This window comes from Dehalococcoidales bacterium, assembly GCA_028716225.1.
Lineage (GTDB): Bacteria > Chloroflexota > Dehalococcoidia > Dehalococcoidales > UBA5760 > UBA5760.
The window spans coordinates 219,895-240,426 of sequence record JAQUQE010000002.1 but is presented as its reverse complement, the minus strand read 5'-3'; the positions used below and the strand labels follow the sequence as shown (position 1 = coordinate 240,426).

Sequence of the window (20,532 nt, the reverse complement as noted above, 5' to 3'; positions counted from 1 at the left end):
TGGATAGTCATCACACTTTCATCCGCATTCATCATGCCAATAAAAGCGAAGTGACTTTGCAGAGATATTTGGCTAGCCTCCAACATGCAATCCATATAATCGGATATGGATTTGGTTTCATCTTCTGACATTCGATACAGTTCAAGGAGACTTTGCACATGTCTTGTATTTAGCAGGATTTTCCTCTCCGCCTGCTTGCGCTCGGTAATATCGCGGATAATGGCAATGACCACCGGATGCCCCTGATACACCGTATTACTGGCATGCACCTCTACGAAGATGTGATGTCCATCCCGACTCACTATGGTTGCTTCATAGGTCTCGGGAATCTTCTCACCGGACATCCTTCTGAGATGTCGTTCCATTAATATGGCTTTCTCTTCCGGGGGGGAGAAATCCACGAATTTTCGCCCTACTGCCTTTTCAGGCACAAAGCCGGTCATCTCTGACATCTTCGTATTGATAAACCGGAGTATGCCATTCTCAATAATAATGATGCCATCATTACTATTCTCTACCAGAGATGAATACTTTGCCTCGGATTGCTTTATTGTCTCCTCAGCCTGCTTACGGTCGGTAATGTCGGTATTAAAGCCGTACCAGACAATACTGCCATCGGTTTGAGCTTCGGGGACAGAGTGCCCCCAAAGGGTCCTGATACCTTTACCGGGGAGCTTTACTCGGTATTCGCACTCCCACGGCGTCATCTCCCGGGCGGATTGCTCGATAGAATCAGTTACTCTCTTAATATCCTCTGGCACGATGACCTTGGCAACGGGGGCAAAGCTTTCTTTTACGTCTTCCGGTGTACAGCCAAAAATACCCTTGATGGCATCGTTAGAGAAAGGTACGGAGTAAGTACCATCCGGCATTCTCTTGAATTGATAAAGCATACCGGGGACTTGAGAAGCAAAATACTTCAATTCGCGATTCTGTTGGGATATTTTAGCTTCAGTCAGAACGCGTTTGGTGATGTCAACCAACCCTCCATAGAGACGGAGACACTCTGGGCTTTTGGTGTCCGTAACACACTGAGCGTAGGAAGCGACCCAAACAATTTCACCATTCTTGTGGCGGAGGCGCAGTTCGCAGGAGGATGTCTGCCCTGGCCGGAGCCCGATAACATTCTTCTCGAATAGTGGTATATCCTCATCTATTACCAGAGAGCGCCAGCACGATTGTGCTTTGATCTCGCCAATTTTGTACCCCGTGATGCGTTTTGTAGCACCGGAAAGCCAGTCAAACGAATAGGCCGCACCCTGCTTACTCAGACAGGAATAAGCAATATCGGAGGTAATCGATGAGACATGCCGGAACTTATTCTCACTATCGCGCAGACTCTCCTCTGCCTGCTTGCGATCGGTAATGTCTTTTATTACAGTGCGGCTGGCGATGATGCAGCCGTTGTCGTCTCGTATGGCACTAAAAGAAAGTAAGCCGTAGACCTTCTGCCCATCCTTTCTGATATAGATTAGCTCTTCATCCTCAACCGGATCTCCCTTTTTAAACCGCTCAAACAGTATTCTTGCCCTGTCTTGAGACTCTCCAGCAAAGATAGCGGAGCGATCTATTCCGGAGAGTTCTTTCAGACTATACCCCAGCCAGTTACAGGCAGCTTTGTTAGCTTTTATGATGTGTCCTGTAGTATCCATAGACAGGTAGGCAATCGGGGCATTATCATAGAGATCCTGGAATATTGCCTCCGCCTCTTTCAGGGATCGCATCGCGCGCCTCTTTTCCTCCAAGAGTTTAATGCCATGCAGAGCAAAAGCCATGTCACTGGCCGCTTCCTGGAACAAGACTATCTCCTCATCAGTGACGGAAGCGCTTGGCATATGAGCAGACAGCAGTCCGTAGATCCTTCCCGCATGCTCCAGTCTGACTGTCAGTGCCGTTCTGACGTTTTTCAGTTCACCTGAGAGAGAGCCGTCACCGCAGGCGGACCCCGGTTCTTTAGTGACCACCGCTGATGTTTGCCCCAGCGCTTGCTGTCCGTAAGGCGGTAGCTCACCGGCTTTCATCTGCTTGAACATAGGCGTGAATTTCTTACTTAACCCTGCCTGGGCGTGTACCACCACCTTCCCGGACTGGTCCAGCAGGGCAATCCAGGCGACAGAGTAGCTACCGGTCCGGATGAGAATACGGCAGAGCTCGTTGAGCAACCGCTTGCGGCTCTTTTCCCTCACGATAAGCTGATTCACATCGCGAATGGCGCGAAGGGTCAGGTTAAGATGCTGTATCTCCTCATTCTTACTTTTGCGCTCGGTGATATCGCGGATGTTACATTGAATTACCATCTCGCTGTTGACCAGGTATGAATTGCTAACAAACTCAACATCAAGCTTACGTCCATCCTTAGTCTCGAGCGGCAGATCTTCGTAGTGGATATATCCCTTTTGCTGTAACTCGCGGAAGGAATCATGGCTACGAAGCCTATCCTTGAAAAACCCGAGCTCCCAGAGCCGCTTTCCTAATATCTCCTGCTTGGAGTATCCCATCAGATTCAGCAAATAGGGGTTAATGTCCATGATTATTCCGCTCTTTGCGTTAAGGATCAGTATCCCATCTTTGGCCGCTTCGAAGAGTCGTCGGTAGCGAACCTCCGATTCTTCTAGTTCCTCTTTCCGCTTCTGTTCGCGGGCTATATTGTTGAGCCAGTGCTGGGCCTCCATCTCGGCACGCTTGTGGTTCAGAAACTCCTCGGTAGGTATATAGTAGAAGTTGGGGCTGACCCGGTTGCCGTGTATGAGCTTGGGATGGGTCATGATGATGCCCTTGATAATCTCCGAGTCGAACTTCCAGCGGTCGTACTGGCAGATAGCAAGGCAGGGGTATTTGGGAAATAAATCGCGGTTAAGCTTGGTCTCGTATTCCAGGAGCCTTTCCGAGCCGGTAACCCCTTTGAGCACAAACGTCATCTCGCCGGTTACCCGTAGCGCCGGATAGCCTTGACTAACGGCTTTCTCGGTTTCAGTGATGAGGAGGCGGATAATACGGTCAGGGTCAAAAGAGTCTTCTTTCGTGTAGACATCGCTCTCCCTGAGGATGGTAAGTTGGCCGGATTCTTCAAAAAAAGCCGCCGCTATCCCAGCCTTGCTGAGATAGTTGCGCAACTCTTCGGCGGTACGGGTATCAGCTACGTAGATGCACTTCTCTTTCCGCTCTAAACCGATGCGGATAAACGGGATGATGGCTTCCTCCCATTCCTGATGAGTTTCATGGATAAGGCAAAGGTGATCGTGAGGCTTGAGCCTCTCCAGCTCTTTGATAAGCTGGGCATCTGTGTTATTCCGCTCCACCATTTCAGCCTCCTCGGTGAAGATTACACCAGAAACTTCAACATCGGTATGTATAATCTAGTCCCCTAAGATAGTTCTATACGGTACAATAACCCGGTAATCAAGTCAAGGTTGAACCAAGAACAAATCTTCGGGGTCAATGAGGATTCTATTTGATGCTTTGATCTGCTGGGGTGTTATCAATCAGTAAGTATGATAAACCAGCGCTGCTTGAAGAAAAGCTAATAAGTATTAGGGATAATACCTGCCATGAACTGGAAGGTACACCACCAATCGAGTGAGGCCAGCTCCTTAACAAAAATGAGTAATGTATAACCTCCACTCGGACACCGAGCACACTATGAGGCTAAGCATATAGAAAAGCCTGGACATGGTGGCGAGGTATACGAAAAGCGTGAGGTTTGAGGAAAGCTTGAGGGTGTATAGGGGGATGGAGAGGTAGGTATTAATTGCTTGACACTGGTTCAAAATATAACAGGACTTGTTTTCGGTTGGCAGGTCAAGAGGTTTGCGTGGTAATTTACTCCCGGTTATAATTCAGTGAGCGGAAAGTAGTGTGCCAACCATGATCTTGTTTCTCAGTGGAAGGGAAGATTGGTACTAAACCGCAGGAACATATATGAATAGATACGTTACTCCGGTCGCTATTTTGCTATTGGGGATCATTAGCATAACCTTTGGTTGTGCCAGAGCGGTCAACGAAGTGCAGGAGCCTACATTTGACCGGTTGTTTGCCAATCCGGACAAATATAATGGCAAGACCATTGCCATAGAGGGGTTCTGTTTTCATGGCTTTGAGATCATCGTTTTGGCTGAGATGCTGGATTATTCGGGATACGCTCCGGGACACCTTGTACCTAAAGGCCGAATGGTGTGGATTGAGGGAGGAGTACCGCAGGAAGTCTATGACCAGTTGTACCGACAAACAATGATGGGGCCGCAAGAACGTTATGGAAAAGTCAGGCTCGAAGGGAAGTTTGAACATGGGGGGCAATACGGGCACCTGGGAGCGTATAATTCTCAGATAGTTCCCTTAAAAGTAGAGCTTCTGCCCTGGTCTCCACCAACGTCTGCTTTAGACTCATCTGCTGCTTCTAGCGCAGCACTAGAGGCTTTGGCGGTCAGACTTGGGGTAGCTGCCAGCCAAATTGAGGTGTTTAGTGTGGAAGAAGTGATGTGGAGTAATACGAGCCTCGGATGTCCCGAACCGGATATGCAGTACTCTGATGTAATCGTACCTGGATTCCGAATCATCTTGAAATACGAAGGGCAGAATTACGAGTATCACACCAACAATGATGGTACGATGATAGTCACCTGCTAATAATATAGTGATGCGCCACCAACAATTAGCTCACTTCCGCATTACCTAATAAGTAGCGTAAACTAGCAGTTGCCACAATACAAGATTACTGCATTTTCTTCACAAGGCTGGGGGAAGTATACTTCTGGAATTTTAGGGGTGCAGCTTTTGGATGCGCCATGTCACAAAAGTCAGGAAAGTGCAATACGACTAATAGAATGAGGGCTTTCCCATGGCAGTGGTGAGTCCTTCCTATTTCTCACTACAGAAAGGGTACTCGCTGCCGCCAACTATTTTCACACCTTTCGTCGAGTGTACCCCGGTAATTTTGTGCATATGGGACACACTATTTGACAACAACTATCAGTAATTGTAAATTACAGACATAAGCCGTGATGGAGAAATACATGCGTGAAAATAGATCAGGTGACATTCTTACATTGGAGGAACTAGCCAACTATCTTAAAGTACCTAAATCCACGGTTTACAAGCTAGTTCGAGAAGGAAGAATTCCAGCTCAAAAAGTAGGCCGCCACTGGCGCTTCCGAAAACAAACAATTGATCGTTGGTTGGAAAAGAGACAAGCTTGAGAGACCCAGGAGTGCATCAATGATCGAAAGCCCGGTAGACCGTCTGCTTAAAAGTATAGATAGCGCATCAAGTCTGTATTACAGACTCGTCCTCGTAGTGGCACCTTCAGGTGAAGGTAAGACCGAAGTATTGAATGAAGTAAGTAAAAGGCTTAACAAACCCATTGTAAATATAAATTTGGAGCTATCTCGATTATTGATTGATCTCACTCAGAGGCAGCGAATACTTCAGTTACCTAGAATCATGGAGCAGATAGTAAATGGTTCTCCTGGCGACATAGTCTTGTTGGATAATATTGAGCTACTCTTTGACCCAACACTCAGCCAAGACCCTCTCCGTCTCTTGCAGGATCTATCCCGTAATAGGACTGTAGTCTGCTCTTGGAATGGAACTCTTGAAGACGAATATATAACTTATGCTGCGATAAGTCATCCGGAATACCGACGTTACCATGTGAGTGACTTTCTAGTTGTAGCTCCGCATTATAAGCAAAACGGGGGAGAATAATGAAATACGGTGATTTACTTCAGTTTGACCCTATTGAGTCTGTGGTTCAACTTCGAGTCGCAGATGAAAAGGCGGCCGCTCAACAACTTATCAAGACCTACGTTTTTTCCGATGAAATGGCCGAAAAGATTATTACGCTGGTATTCTCCCAACTTCAATTTGACCAGCCGGCTGACAATAAAGGATTGTTGGTGGTGGGTAATTATGGCACGGGCAAGTCTCACCTCATGTCTGTAATATCAGCGATAGCTGAAAACAAAGAGCTTGTCAAAGGGGTGACAAACAGAACAGTCGTTGAGGCTGCATCCAAGATTGCTGGTAGATTCAAGGTAGTACGAACAGAAATCGGTGCTACAACAATGTCTTTGAGGGATATAGTTGTGGCGGAACTCGAAGATCATTTAGGCCGGATGAACGTCAATTTCACGTTTCCAAGTGTCGGTCAGATTTCGAGCAGTAAACGAGCATTTGAAGATATGGTAGCCTCATTTCAAGAAAAATATCCTGACCATGGTTTGGTTCTGGTGGTAGATGAATTGCTGGATTATCTGCGTTCTCGCAAAGATCAGGAATTGATCCTCGACCTCAGCTTCTTGCGTGAGATTGGAGAAGTATGCCGAGATCTCCGGTTTCGCTTCATCGCTGGAGTCCAAGAAGCTATCTTTGACAGCCCTCGATTCTCTTTCGTCGCTGATAGCATTCGGCGTGTTAAAGACCGCTTTGAGCAAGTTCTTATCGCCCGCAAGGATATCAAGTTCGTGGTAGCTGAGCGCCTTCTTAAAAAGAATGGCGAACAACAAACAAAGATTCGCGAGCATCTCACTCCATTTGCAAAGTTTTATGGTCATATGAACGAACGAATGGACGAATTCGTTAGCCTCTTCCCGGTTCATCCTGACTTCATTGATACATTTGAAAGAATAACGATAGCTGAAAAAAGAGAGGTTTTAAGGACTCTTTCATCAATAATGAAACGGCTGATAGATAAAGAAGTTCCTGATAATGAACCAGGACTCATCGCGTATGATAGTTACTGGCCGATACTCCGTGAGAACCCTTCCTTTCGCACGATTCCAGATATTAAGGCAGTTATAGATTGCAGTCAGGTATTAGAATCTCGCGTGCAGCAAGCCTTTACTCGACCTGTGTACAAGCCTCTAGCTATTCGTATTATTCACGCTTTGTCGATTCACAGACTAACCACCGGGGATATTTACACACCTATGGGTGCCAGTCCTGAGGAGTTACGCGACGGGCTCTGTCTTTATCAGCCCGGTATGGAAGATAGATCAACACCAGCAGAAGACTTAGCTACCCACATCGAAGCTGTTTTAAGGGAGATACACAAAACTGTTAGTGGCCAGTTCATTTCCTCAAATCCTGACAATCACCAATACTATCTTGATTTAAAGAAGACAGACGATTTTGATGCATTAATCGAAAAAAGAACGGAGAGCTTGGATAAATCTCAACTTGATCGTTATTATTACGAAGCTCTTAAGAGAGCTATGGAATGCGAAGACCAGACGTATGTTAACGGCTATCGTATTTGGGAACATGAATTAGAATGGATTGATCGTAAGGCAGCGCGAACGGGTTATCTATTCTTCGGCGCGCCTAATGAGCGCTCTACCGCGGTTCCACCTCGGGATTTTTATCTCTACTTTGTTCAACCATTCGAGCCTCCGCTCTATAAGGATGAAAAGAAAGCGGATGAAGTATTCTTTCGTCTGAAGGGGATGGATGACACCTTTCGTAAGGCGTTGAGTAGTTATGCGGCCGCTCTTGACCTCAGTTCTATGTCGTCAGGCTACAAGAAGCAGACCTACGAAGCCAAAGCGAGCGGATTCCATAAAGATCTGGTTAAGTGGCTGCAGGAGCATATTACTACTGCCTTTGATGTCACCTACCAAGGAAAGACAAGTAATCTTGTAGAATGGATCAAGGGGAAATATGTACCAACCAGCGGTGTTCGTGCTAATGTTCGAGATATTATCAACACAGTGGGCTCGGTATGCCTTGCTTCGCATTTTGAAGATCAGGCGCCAGAGTATCCTGTCTTTTCTGTACTGATTACGGGACAGAATCGTAACCAGGCAGCTCAGGATGCCCTTCGTGCCGTTGCTGGACAGATACGTACGAAGCAGGCTATTGCCGTTTTAGACGCCTTGGAGTTGCTGGATGGTGATAGACTCGACCCAAGTAAATCCAGGTATGCTAAATATATAACGGAGACTATAAAGAAGAAAGGCCAGGGCCAGGTAGTCAATCGTTCTGAGCTACTAACTGAAGTATTTGGGGTTGAGTACTTGGCTCCCTCAGCCTTCAGGCTGGAACCTGAATGGATTGTTGTCCTTCTGGCTGCCTTGGTTTATTCCGGGGAAAATATTCTCGCAATACCAGGTAAGAAATTTGATGTAATGGGCCTCAATACGTTAGCCGGTACACCTATAAAGGACCTCATTCAATTCAAACACATCGAACGGCCTAGAGATTATAACATTCCTGCCCTCAAGGCACTATTTGAGCTTCTGAATTTAACGCCTGGCATGGCTCAACTTATTGCTCAAGGTAAAGATGAGCCTGTTCAGGAACTGCAGAAAGCGATTTCAGGACATGTGGAAAGACTGGTCTTAGCCCAGCAACGCGTTGCAGAGGGATTGAGCTTTTGGGGACGGAACCTGCTTGACGAAGGGGAGAATAAAGCCATGCAGCCCAAGCTGGAACAAACTAAAATATTCCTCGAGTCTTTGCAGGTTTATTCATCGCCCGGGAAACTCAAGAATTTCCGATACGATTTGCCAGAAATCAACAAGCAGCGTACTGGATTAGCAGCACTGGCGGATGCCGAATCTATGCAGGAATTGGTATCAGCTTCGGGAACAATAGCCGCTTATTTATCCACAGCTGAGGCAGTTCTGCCAATAGACCACGAATGGATGGAGCGTGTAAAGCAATCCCGTGAAGAAGTGCTCATTAAACTTTCCGATACTGGTAAATATAAGGATTCTGCTTTCCGTCAGCAGTTGGCCCAGAAACTGACAGACCTCAAGAAATCGTATATAACCGTGTATCTCGCACTTCATACAAAAGCTAGGTTAGGCGTCAATGAAGACAAGAGAAAAGCCAAACTCACAACCGATGAGCGTCTCAAGAACTTACAGAAGCTCTCTACTATCGATCTGATGCCTCGGCAGCAATTGATAGATCTTCAGAATAGACTGGCGGGTTTGAAAAGCTGTTTTGTTCTCACTCCACAAGAACTGGAATCATCTCCGATCTGCCCACACTGTTCTTTCAAACCGAGTTCGGAAGAAATCAAACAGCCGGCCGCTAAGACATTGGAACAACTGGACTTAGACCTGGATAATCTGCTTAGTGCATGGATACAGACTCTCCTTACAAATCTGGAAGATCCCTCCTCCCAAGAAAGTCTTGGTCTTCTGTCTGAAGAGCCCAGAAAATTGATTGAAGATCTCATGATTACACGAGCATTGCCAGATGACTTGAGCCAGGTGTTTATCCACGCTCTGCAAGAGGTTTTGGCGGGTCTGGTAAAAGTGACAGTCAAAGCTGAGGACCTTCGTCATGCTTTGCTTTCTGGTGGTTCCCCAGCTACACCAGCAGACCTGAAGAAAAGGTTCGATGAGTATGTTAATAGCCTTACAAAAGGCAAGGAAGCCACAAAAGTACGCATAGTACTGGAGTAAATATGCCGGTTCATATTGACTACTTGGAATATCACAAGTCTCTAGCAAGAGAATTGCGTGCTACAAAAAACCGAGTTCGTAATCTCATTGGGTCCAGTCACTGGCAGACTGACGGGGAGCACAAAGAAGCGGTTTTGCGGCGGATACTTAATTCCCATCTCCCAGAATCCGTCCAGGTTGGCAGAGGATTTGTCTGCTATCAAGATAAAACGTCTACACAAATCGACATCCTGATTGTCTCGAAAAATAAGCCCACGCTGTTCAAAGACGGCACCCTTTTTATAGTAACTCCGGATGCAGTGGAGGCTATCGTTGAAGTAAAAACAGCCCAAAATATCACCAGTCTAAAAGACACGTTAGAGAAGCTTGCGGAAAATGCGGACCGGATTCGTAGCTTAGGTAATAAGCACTGTTGCGCTGGTCTTTTTGTTTATGACGATAATGAGAACTGTGATGATAAAGCTGTCCTACACGAGCTCGTCGATTCTGCCAATATGGTGGAAAGGAGAGCGATAAACTGGGTCGCTTTGGGCCCGAAACGCTTTTTCCGCTTCTGGAGCAGAGGTGAGGATGTCTACAGTCAGTGTCATGGTCCGACATGGCACTCTTACGAATTGGAAGATGGACTGGCATACGCTTATTTCTTAAGCAACGTTGTATGGGATACATCACGCAATAATAACCTTGATATGCAATTCGCCTGGTTTCCCATCGAAGGCGGGAAAGAACGGTTCAGGAAATATTGTATATCTTTCACTAACCCAGAACCTTCACCTTTTTAAAGGATGGTCAGATGGAAGAGAAGGCCGGACAAACTTTAATGTTTGATGGTGAGAAAAGCCAGTCTTCAATAGAGGGTCCTGTTGAATGCCTGGGAACGACATTTCAGAATGATGGGGAGCGCCGCAAATACTTCATTGAAAGGCTCAAGAAAAAGCTCGAGGACCCGGAGTTCCGCAAGATTGAAGGCTTCCCCATAGGCTCTGATGAAGATATCCTGGCGTTATCAGACCCACCATATTATACAGCCTGTCCCAACCCATTCATTGAGGACTTTATCCGGTGCTACGGGAAGCCATACGATTCAATGAAAGTATACAACAAGAAACCTTTCGCGTTTGATATTACAGAGGGTAGACATACGTGGCTCTATAAAGCACATACTTACCATACTAAAGTGCCCCCTAAAGCTCTTAAGAATTTCATTGAACACTACACCGAACCTGGAGAAATAATCCTTGATGGGTTTGCTGGTAGCGGCATGACGGGTATTGCTGCCCTAATGGCTAATCCAAGTCGGAGTACACTTATATGTGACCTATCCCCCGCTGCAAGTTTTATTGCATCGGTATATTTATGCCAAGTAGACACTCATACTTACTTGAGAGAGGCTCTACGTATTGCGGATCAGCTTGATGACGAACTGGGGTGGATGTATCGTCCTGGTCAAGATGTGATAGGTTCGGCAATTTGTAATTACTATGTTTGGTCTGATGTATTTATATGTAATTCTTGTGGATCAGAAATAGTATTTTGGGAAGTGGCTTTCGATAGCCGACAGAAAAAATTCTTAGACACGTTCACATGTAATTCTTGCGGGGCAGAGAACTCCAAAACCTCAGCTGAAAGAGCACATGAGACTGTGTATGACCAGATACTCAAGAAACCGTGGACCCGCTATAAACAGGTGCCCGTGTTAGCAATAGTCTCTCATGGTTCAAAGAGAGCTGAAAAAAGAAGGGTAAATGAGGATGATAAAAATCTTCTTGCGAGAGTTCGACAGACACCTTTACCGCAATCTGCGAACCGCTTTGCAGTTAAAATGTTGTTCCGCGATGGTCAATGGGGAGACCAATGGAAAAACTGTCTTCATCTTCGGCCAATAACTCACGCACACCAACTATTTGCTGAGAGGCAACTGCACTACGTCAGCCGTTTCATGGAGCTCCTTGATCTCAAGCGTGCTGAGCACCGTGCACTTCTGTTTACTGGAACGTCTATCTTGCAGAAGACCTCTCGCTTGATGGTCTATAACGCCGATGGGATTGGACGTGTGCAAAAGGGTACTTTATATATCTCCTCTGTCTGGCAGGAAATGCGCTTTAGCCATATGTTACGTATCTCCGCAGGAGATATGATTCGTTCTGCAGAAGAAGGAATGTGGACAGCCCTTCCAAAAAAGGGGAAAGGGGATAATACTAGTCATACAGTATGGTGTGGCTCGTCTACATCCCTTAATGTACCCGAAAATGCGATAGATTATATCTTTGTTGATCCACCTTTCGGATCTAATATCCCTTACTCTGAAGTAAACTTCCTCTGGGAAGCACTGCTCGGGGTATTCACCAACTTGAAGCCAGATGCAATCGAGAGCCCTATTCAAGAGAAAAGCTTGCTGGACTATCAACATTTGATGGAGCAGTGCTTTTCAGAGTTTCGGCGTGTACTAAAGCCGGGTCGCTGGATAACGATCGAGTTTCATAATAGTAAGAATGCCGTGTGGAATGCGATTCAGGAAGCTCTGACCAGGTCAGGTTTCGTAGTGGCTGACGTCAGAATACTTGACAAAAAGCAGAAATCCTTCAAACAAGCGACCACAGCCGGGGCTGTAAAACAGGATTTAATAATAACCGCATACAAGCCAAACGGCGGTCTGGAGGAGCGCTTCAAGCTCGAAGCAGGCACAGAAGATGGTGTCTGGGACTTCACCCGCACTCACCTAAGGCAGCTTCCCGTATTCGTAGGAAAGAATGGGCAATTAGAGGTTATCGCCGAGCGGCAGAATTTTCTACTATATGACCGCATGGTGGCATTCCATGTCCAGAGGGGTGTTACCATACCGCTTTCCGCTTCCGATTTCTATCTGGGTCTGGAACAGCGCTTCCCTGAGCGTGACGGTATGTATTTCCTTCCGGAGCAGGTTGCTGAATATGATAAAAAGCGGATGACGGTAAAAGAAGTGCTGCAACTCCAGCTATTTGTGATAGATGAATCTTCAGCCATTCAATGGCTCAAACAGCAACTGCTTCAGAAACCGCAGACTTTCCAAGAGCTTCATCCGCAGTTTCTGAGAGAGATTGGCGGCTGGCAGAAACATGAGAAACCGTTGGAACTAACAGAGCTTCTGGAGCAGAACTTCCTGAGGTACGATGGCACCGGCGATGTTCCCAGCCAGATTCACAGCTACCTATCAAGCAATTTCAAAGAACTGCGCCATCTGCCTAAGAATGATCCGGCATTACGTACTAAGGCTAAAGACCGCTGGTATGTCCCGGACCCAAATAAGGCGGGAGACCTGGAGAAACTACGCGAACGTGCACTCCTCCGCGAGTTTGAAGAATATCGCCAGTCCAAGCAGAAGCAACTAAAAGTTTTCCGGCTAGAAGCCGTGCGTAGTGGCTTCAAGAAAGCCTGGGCTGATCGCGATTACACCACCATCATTGAGGTTGCAGGAAAGATTCCTGAGAACGTTCTGCAGGAGGACCCCAAGCTCCTCATGTGGTATGACCAGGCAATAACCAGGAAGGGAGGTTAAGTATGCCAGAAGAAGCGACGGTTCGAAGTGTTATAACTCCTAATGACCAGTTTCTGCGCAGTGTTTTCAATACCGCAAAAGCTTACTTCATCGATATCTATCAACGCGAATACAAATGGACTCCAGACAATGTAAAGACGCTTCTCAATGACATCGAAGTCCAATTTGGAATCAACCAACGCACAAATACCGAGCCTAAACAGATTCAGGCTGAGGTTCAGGAACGATTTGAGCCGTATTTTCTAAACACATACCTTACCCATAGTACGCCTACAAACACTTCGATAGTAGATGGACAACAACGTCTTACGACTCTACTGTTGGTACTTATTAAGCTACATAAGATACTCAAAACCATTGAGTCAGATCACCTTTATACTGTTAAGACTTTCAGCAGCCAAACTCTGGAAAAGCTTATTTTTGAAAGTGATGATTTTGGGGAGGCGAAACGTTTTAAGATATTCAATGAAAACAGGGAATCGACTTTCCGGCAATTACTGGAAGGTCCGGACATTAAACCCGTTGATGAAACACAAAAAAGAATCAAAGAGAATTACGAAATAATCAGTCAGTACTACGATAATTACTTCATGAGCGAGGGTGAACCTGGGCGTTACGATGTCGTTAAACTAACATATTACATTGCCTACCTGCTGGATCGCATTTCAATAGTGGAAATTAAAATAGAGAAACAGAAGAATGTGGCAATGATATTTGAGGTGGTGAATGACCGTGGACTCGGGCTCAAACCATACGAGATTCTTAAAGGTAAGCTAATCGGTAATTTGCCAGCAAACCAGAAGGAACATGCAAACACAGTCTGGACTGAATTGCAAAACAGCTATTTCAACGCTGAACTAAAAAACAGCACTGAGTCAAAGCTCGACCTCGACTTATTTTTCCGGACGTTCTTCCGAGCCAAGTTTGCTGATACTGAAGATGAATATGAGAAATTTGAGGGAGCTTACCACTATGAGGTCTACAGAAATGGACAGATAAGAAAATACTTCAAAGATTTCAATGACCCGCAGCTTTTATATTCCCGCATTGTTAGAGACATTCAATATTTCGCCAAGATGTATTTGTGGCTACGTACAAGCTATGATAACGAATATCTTCTATATAACAAACTTCTCGACCAGAATCAGCAATATTTGCTGATCTTATCCGGCCTAGAGGAAAACGATGCTGACAAAGAATCTAAAATCTCTGGAATAGCCAAGAAATTTGACCAGCTACATTCGGTTACACGCCTTCTAGGCGCCTATGAAAGCAACAGTTTTCAGAGAGTTATTTATCCCCTCAACAAAGAGATCAGAAATAAATCTTTAACTCAGATCGCGACCATATTTAATTCTACATTGATCAGCATTCTCGAAGAAAGAGAAATTGTTCGGAAGGGTGATATCAAATGTGTAGAAGATATTTTTACCTACGAGCGGTTCAAGGGTGTAAGCAACAACTGGACGAATTATAGCAAATATGTGCTCATGCGAATTGACAGATATCTCTGGCAACTTCTCGATAAGCCTACTTATGTAGGTACGGGATTAGAGCAGTTGGAAGATCGCTTTAACAAAACAACTCGTCGTAGGTACGGTCTTCATCTTGAGCATATATATGCATACAATGAGCCGAATATGGCTCAATTCACGGATGGAGATCAAGGTTTCGATGAACATACATTCAACATAGAGCGTAATAGACTCGGAATGGTGCTTCTTCTTAAGGATCTTCAAAACCTGAGTAGTAATAATGAGATTTATCGGGATAAAATCGAAACTTACAAGAAAAGCAATTTCATTTGGAATGAGTTACTTGTTGGCCATCTTCCCGAGGTGGATAAAAACAGACTACCTGATGATTTGCGTGTAGAAGTTATTCAACCTAATGCTAGCGGTGCCTTCCCAAGAACGCAAATTGAGTCAAGACAGAGGCTCACGTTCAACGCCATTAAAAAACTCTGGTGTTTTGAAAACTAATGAACCCAATGCATGACGATAATTGGTATTATAGTGTTGATCACAATGAACTGTGTAAGATCATCGAGACACAGACCCTCTGGGGAGACTCTTTTTGCCGCATCTGGCTTCCGCAACAGGATAAAGTGGTTCGCATCCCCGCAAGTAGGTTATTGCCAGCAATAGAAGCCAGGACATGTTCAACAGATTACGTTGCCTACGTCTCGGCTGCAGCACGTATTGCTGAAGCACTAACTCAGGATGTGTTACTGGCTCCTCTAGTATCCTCTATCATCCCGCTTCCGCACCAGATCCAGACTCTATATCGAGCTATTTCTGGTGATAGCATCCGGTACCTACTCGCTGATGAAGTAGGTTTGGGTAAAACCATCGAAGCGGGACTTATCATGCGAGAGCTCAAGTTGCGTGGACTTGTAAATCGTACCCTAATTGTTGTACCCAAAGGCCTGGTTACTCAATGGGCTACGGAGATGCACAACCGTTTCGGAGAGGAATTCCAGGTGGTCATACCCGGTGACATTCATCTCTACCACAAGGCAACGGGTGAAGCAAACATATGGCGCCATTCCAACCAATTAATCTGCCCCATGGATTCTGTAAAACCTCTTGATATTCGTCGTGGCTGGCTTCAAAAAAAGGTTGACGAATACAATAAGGGGCGTTTTGAAGATCTTATATCGGCTGGGTGGGACCTAGTTATTGTAGATGAGGCACATCGATTAGGAGGAAGTACCGATCAGGTCGCTCGTTATAGACTTGGACAAGGTCTAGCTGAAGCTACACCATACTTATTATTACTCTCTGCAACTCCCCATCAGGGAAAAACTGATTCTTTTCAGCGCGTTCTCTCACTTCTGGATAAAGAACAGTTCCCTGGGACGAACAGCATCAGCCGAGACAGAGTGCAGCCCTATGTAATCAGGACAGAGAAACGGCGGGCCATAGATATCGAGGGCAAACCACTTTTTAAGCCGCGACGCACCCAGCTAGAGCCGGCATCCTGGCAGGAGAAACACCAGAAGCAACGGTTACTTTACGATGCCGTCACAGATTACGTCCGTAATGGTTATAATCAGGCAATGCGCGAAAAGCGAAGTTACATTGGTTTTCTGATGATTCTCATGCAACGACTTGTTGTCTCTAGTACCAGAGCCATATGTACCACCCTCGAACGGCGTGCGGAAGTCTTAGAAGCTCCCGAAGAACAGCTCCTGCTCTTCCCATCTAACCTGGATACAGATTGGACAGATATGGATGGGCAGGAACAGTTAGAAGCGGTACTCAAAGGCCGTTTGATGGCTCTGAAAAACGAAAAGGCTCAAGTCAATTTGCTCCTGGACACTGCCAAACGTTGTGGCGAAACTGGGCCAGACGCTAAAGCCGAAGCTCTCCTTGATTGGATCTACAAGTTACAGCAGGAAGAAGGTGAGCCAGATTTAAAGATACTTATTTTCACGGAGTTCGTGCCGACTCAGGAGATGCTTAAAGACTTCTTGGCAGAACGAGGTTTTTCAGTTGTCTGCCTGAATGGTTCCTTGGACATAGACCAGCGTGTACAGGTTCAGGAAGACTTTGCCAAGAGCACTCGTATCCTAATTTCTACCGACGCTGGAGGCGAAGGTTTGAATCTCCAATTTTGCCACATTGTAATTAACTACGATATTCCTTGGAACCCGATGCGACTGGAGCAAAGAATTGGTCGCGTTGACCGGATTGGACAAGAGCACATTGTCCGAGCCATTAATCTTGTTCTTGAAGATTCGGTTGAACATCGAATACTCGAAGTCCTCGAACAAAAGTTAGCTGTAATCCTTAAAGAGTTCGGAGTTGACAAGACAGCAGATATTCTGGATTCAGCTGAAGCAGAGAAAATATTCGATAACTTGTACGTGGAAGCGATATTACATCCTGAGACCATCGAATCAACGGTAGAAAGTGCAGTTGCCCAAGTCCAGGCTCAAGCCCATGAATGGCGAATCAATCGTTCGCTTCTCAACTCAACAGCGGAACTCAGCCTTAAAGATACTAAGCAAGTCTTAGAGCATCCCTTACCACATTGGATCGAACGTATGACTACAAGTTATGTACGGGCTCAAGGTGGATCTACAGAACAGAAGAAAACTGGCTGGACTATTATATGGCCAGATGGAGTTTGTTATGAAGGCGTATTCGTCACCAAGGAAACCATAATAATGCCAGCCGAGCGGCATCTGACCTTAGAGGACCGGCGTATTCGCGACCTAGTTATGAAGCTTCCAAGGGCGGTAGCCGGACAGCCCATCCCATTTGTTAGTGTACCTAGTCTTCAAAGAGACCTCAATGGAATATGGTGCTTATTACAGATCAACGTTTCTATGCAAGATTGGTCACAGAAACGAATAATAGCATTGTTCATGCACGATGACGGAAGAGTATTATTACCAACAGCCCGCCGCATCTGGGACCTTATGCTATCAGACGATGTTGTCACGAAAGGTTACTGCACGATAGAAGAAAGCAATCTGGCGTTCCAGGAGACAATGGAAAATGCAGAAACCTATGGCAAGGACGTCTATGAGGAATCAGTAGCTTCACTTAATGCCCGCTCAGTCAAAGAGGAAAAGAAGATTCAGTACGCTTTCGCTGCACGACGACGAGCCATCCAGCGCATCGGATTACCTGCAGTGCGCAATCATAGGCTTACCGAGTTAGAGAAAGAAGAGCGTCTCTGGCACAAGCAGTTTGATAGAAACACTCAAATAAATCCTGAGATAGTCCCAGTATTAATACTGCGCGTAGAGGGAGGTCAATCCGGTGAGTGATTGGCGCAAGCGAATCCTAGACGAATTCTCTCCCCAAACCACGCGTGTAACCGTGGCTCTGGATCCCGATGGTCTACTCCTAGAAGAACAAATAATGAAAGTAATTCACGCTCGAGGCTTCGAACTACTTGTCTTGGAAGATAACGTCTCGTTTAGGTACGTTTACGAATCCAGATTTCGCTCTAAATGGGACCGTGGTGAAAACACTGACTCTTCTGTAGTTGTACATTTTAAAACGAGAGAGCCAAACTTAATACCCTTTGATTTAATGCACGGAACACGTTTGTTTTCGACTAGCCTTGTCGACGTTTTCCCGAATCTCAGCTACCCTATAGTTGCAGCCCTGGAGTTGAGTGACTTCGACGCGTTATCTAAGGCCCAAGAACAACTGAGACCAGTAAGACTAGGCGATAATGCAACCAAGGATTTTATATTACGTCACGTCTTTGGAATCGCTCCAGAGTCTGTCGGAACTTCTGCAGACTTGCTCAGGTTGCTACTTCGACGACATTATCGGAACCAGTGCCTTAATGCTATCCTAGATCAACGTCTCATTCAAGTCCTTCGTCAAAACGATAAATTCAGCGAGTGGCCGCTCGAGGAGATCGTTTCCGACAGGTATGCATTTCTTTCTTTTCTTCAGGAAAGGTGGCCGATATTCCTAGATCAGTTGGCTATATCACAGTCGGATTCCGGAGAACCGGGTTTACGTTCATATGATCTGAGATATTCGGGTCCGGTAAAACTGCCTTTTGACGATGCCGATATTCGTATCTACATAGATAATATGTTCGGAGAAGGCTTGTTGCATCCTGTTGAGCCTCCGGAATCATTTAATTTTGCCGGAACTTGGGTCACTGCTGGAATTATAAGCGACCCTAAAGCTAACCGACTTAAACGCTTGAACCGATTATTGGAGTCAGTAGAGTCGTCTATACCAGCGATTGAAAGCAAATATCGGGATTGGCTACGATTTGCCTATCTGTGGGGAGAACTAAACGCTCTGTGGCTAGATGTAGAAATCGGCGGGCAACCACAAGAAGTTATTGCTAGATTTTTAACGCTCCAGGCTACAGTCGATTCCAGTTTCCTTAGCTGGGTCGAAAATGCGTATTCCGGTCTACATAACCAACCTGCTGTGCCTCCTGTGATGGTTCATCACATTCCCCGAGCTTTGGCAAGACAGCGAGAAAGTGGAGAACTCGACAAGATAGCTCTTGTTGTTATTGATGGGCTTGCCATAGACCAGTGGATAGTTATACGAAATACATTACAGACCCAACTGCCTGATTTACGACTAAATGAAAGCGCCTGCTTTGCGTGGTTGCCAACAATCACCTCCATATCCAGACAAGCCATATTTTCTGGGAAAGCGCCAATCTACTTCCCATCAAGTATAAGCTCAACGGACAGAGAATCTGCCTCCTGGACCCAATTCTGGATGAACAATGGGTTAACAAGCGATGAGATCTCATATTTCAAAATACTCGAGGACAATCAGATAGACGAATTATACGAAGTAGCCGCTAATCCGAATGTCAAAGTGTTGGGTTTAGTTGTTACAAAAGTGGACAGAATAATGCATGGAATGGAATTAGGCGCAGCCGGAATGCATAACTTGATACGACAATGGGCGAATGAAGCGTTCCTAGCACATATATTTGATATGCTGAAAGCCAGTAATTTTAGTCTTGTTTTAACTTCTGACCACGGAAACATTGAAGCTAAAGGGCTAGGCTGTCCCTCAGAGGGATCAATAGCCGAGTTACGAGGCGAACGAGTACGTATATATCCTGATTCGGCTCTACGTTCGAGGGTGAAGGAACAATTCCCGGAAACTATCGAGTGGCCGTCTATTGGTCTCCCGGATAGCTTGGTTCCTCTTATTGCTCCTGCTCGCTTTGCTTTCATCACGGAGAATCATAAGACTATTGCCCACGGAGGGATATCTGTAGAAGAACTGATTGTGCCTTTGGTGAGGATAGAATGACGAAATCAAATCGTTTAGTGGAAATAGGTATAAACGAACGAATCAAATTAGAGTGGCTTGAGTATACGGCAAACTTAGTTTTGGCTGGACTCGATAAACATTCCATTGACATCTCATTAGAGGAATTACTGCGTGAGAGACTTTCTGTGGGGAGCCACGCACAGCGTGGAAGTCGTGGCAAAACAATATCTATCCTTAAGAAAATATGGGTCAGGGCACCTGCTGAGGTTGAATTTCTTCGTAAGGGAGGATTAGTTTTATTCAATCATCTGACTACTCAAGAGCACATCATACTACATTGGGGTATGTCAATTGCCGCCTATCCATTCATTGGAATGGTTGCCGAAAGTGTTGGCAGATTATTAAGACTCCAAGGGACAGCATCAGCATCACAAGTTCAGCGCAGGTTGAAGGAAAAGTATGGAGAGCGCGAGACAGTGAGTCGAGCCACCAGGCATGTCCTTCGTAACTTCGTGGAATGGGGAGTCTTACGGGAAGGACTCAGTCTTGGGGTTTACGAAACCGGGCAGGTGCGAAGTGTGACAGAGCCTGGGGTGGTTGCTTGGCTTATAGAAAGTGTATTGAGCATAAATGAAGATGATAGCTCATCTCTGAAGATGGTGTTAGAGTCGCCAATTCTATTCCCTTTCAAAGTTGCGTCAGTGCACTCCAATCTCCTCGAAAAACACGGGCGAATTCAAGTCATTCATCATGGTTTGAATGAGCAATTCGTAATACTTAAACAGAAGTAGAGTTTAGAAGTAACTTAGAATGTTATAGGTGCATTAGTCAGTATTCCAAAGCAAAGGTTTTC

11 protein-coding genes are annotated in these 20,532 nt (G+C 45.6%); 10 read left to right on the top strand and 1 reads right to left on the bottom strand.

The genetic code is table 11. The features are described from left to right. The coding region (locus PHI12_02590; GenBank protein MDD5509690.1) for a PAS domain S-box protein at positions 1–3,302 on the bottom strand (3,302 nt) is incomplete at its 3' end. A 616-nt stretch (positions 3,303–3,918) separates the two neighbouring features. Between PHI12_02590 and PHI12_02585 the strand changes: the two genes are divergently transcribed. From PHI12_02585 to PHI12_02540, 10 genes are all read left to right on the top strand, one after another. After that, positions 3,919–4,623 carry a hypothetical protein gene (locus PHI12_02585; protein MDD5509689.1) on the top strand — a complete coding sequence of 235 codons (705 nt, stop codon included), beginning with the start codon at positions 3,919–3,921 and terminating at the stop codon, positions 4,621–4,623. A gap of 386 nt (positions 4,624–5,009) precedes the next feature. Continuing rightward, positions 5,010–5,192, top strand: coding sequence for a helix-turn-helix domain-containing protein (locus tag PHI12_02580; GenBank protein MDD5509688.1), 183 nt, complete (start codon positions 5,010–5,012; stop codon positions 5,190–5,192). A gap of 19 nt (positions 5,193–5,211) precedes the next feature. Then, entirely contained in the window at positions 5,212–5,700 is a 489-nt protein-coding gene (gene brxF / locus PHI12_02575) for a BREX-3 system P-loop-containing protein BrxF (protein MDD5509687.1), read from the top strand. Then, positions 5,700–9,410, top strand: coding sequence for a DUF6079 family protein (locus PHI12_02570; GenBank protein MDD5509686.1), 3,711 nt, complete (start codon positions 5,700–5,702; stop codon positions 9,408–9,410). Before brxF ends, PHI12_02570 begins: the two co-directional genes overlap by 1 nt. A gap of 2 nt (positions 9,411–9,412) precedes the next feature. After that, positions 9,413–10,192 (top strand): hypothetical protein, encoded by a 780-nt coding sequence (locus PHI12_02565; protein MDD5509685.1) that lies wholly within the window; start codon positions 9,413–9,415, stop codon positions 10,190–10,192. 11 nt (positions 10,193–10,203) lie between these two features. Continuing rightward, positions 10,204–12,945 carry a DNA methyltransferase gene (locus PHI12_02560; protein MDD5509684.1) on the top strand — a complete coding sequence of 914 codons (2,742 nt, stop codon included), beginning with the start codon at positions 10,204–10,206 and terminating at the stop codon, positions 12,943–12,945. Between the two features lie 2 nt (positions 12,946–12,947). Beyond that, positions 12,948–14,927, top strand: a complete 1,980-nt coding sequence (locus tag PHI12_02555; GenBank protein MDD5509683.1) for a DUF262 domain-containing protein — start codon at positions 12,948–12,950, stop codon at positions 14,925–14,927. Further along, positions 14,927–17,728, top strand: coding sequence for a helicase-related protein (locus PHI12_02550; GenBank protein MDD5509682.1), 2,802 nt, complete (start codon positions 14,927–14,929; stop codon positions 17,726–17,728). The genes PHI12_02555 and PHI12_02550 overlap by 1 nt, the downstream gene beginning before the upstream one ends. Beyond that, positions 17,721–19,718 (top strand): BREX-3 system phosphatase PglZ, encoded by a 1,998-nt coding sequence (gene pglZ, locus PHI12_02545; GenBank protein MDD5509681.1) that lies wholly within the window; start codon positions 17,721–17,723, stop codon positions 19,716–19,718. The genes PHI12_02550 and pglZ overlap by 8 nt, the downstream gene beginning before the upstream one ends. Beyond that, entirely contained in the window at positions 19,715–20,470 is a 756-nt protein-coding gene (locus PHI12_02540) for a hypothetical protein (protein ID MDD5509680.1), read from the top strand. The genes pglZ and PHI12_02540 overlap by 4 nt, the downstream gene beginning before the upstream one ends. The last annotated feature ends 62 nt before the right edge of the window (positions 20,471–20,532 follow it).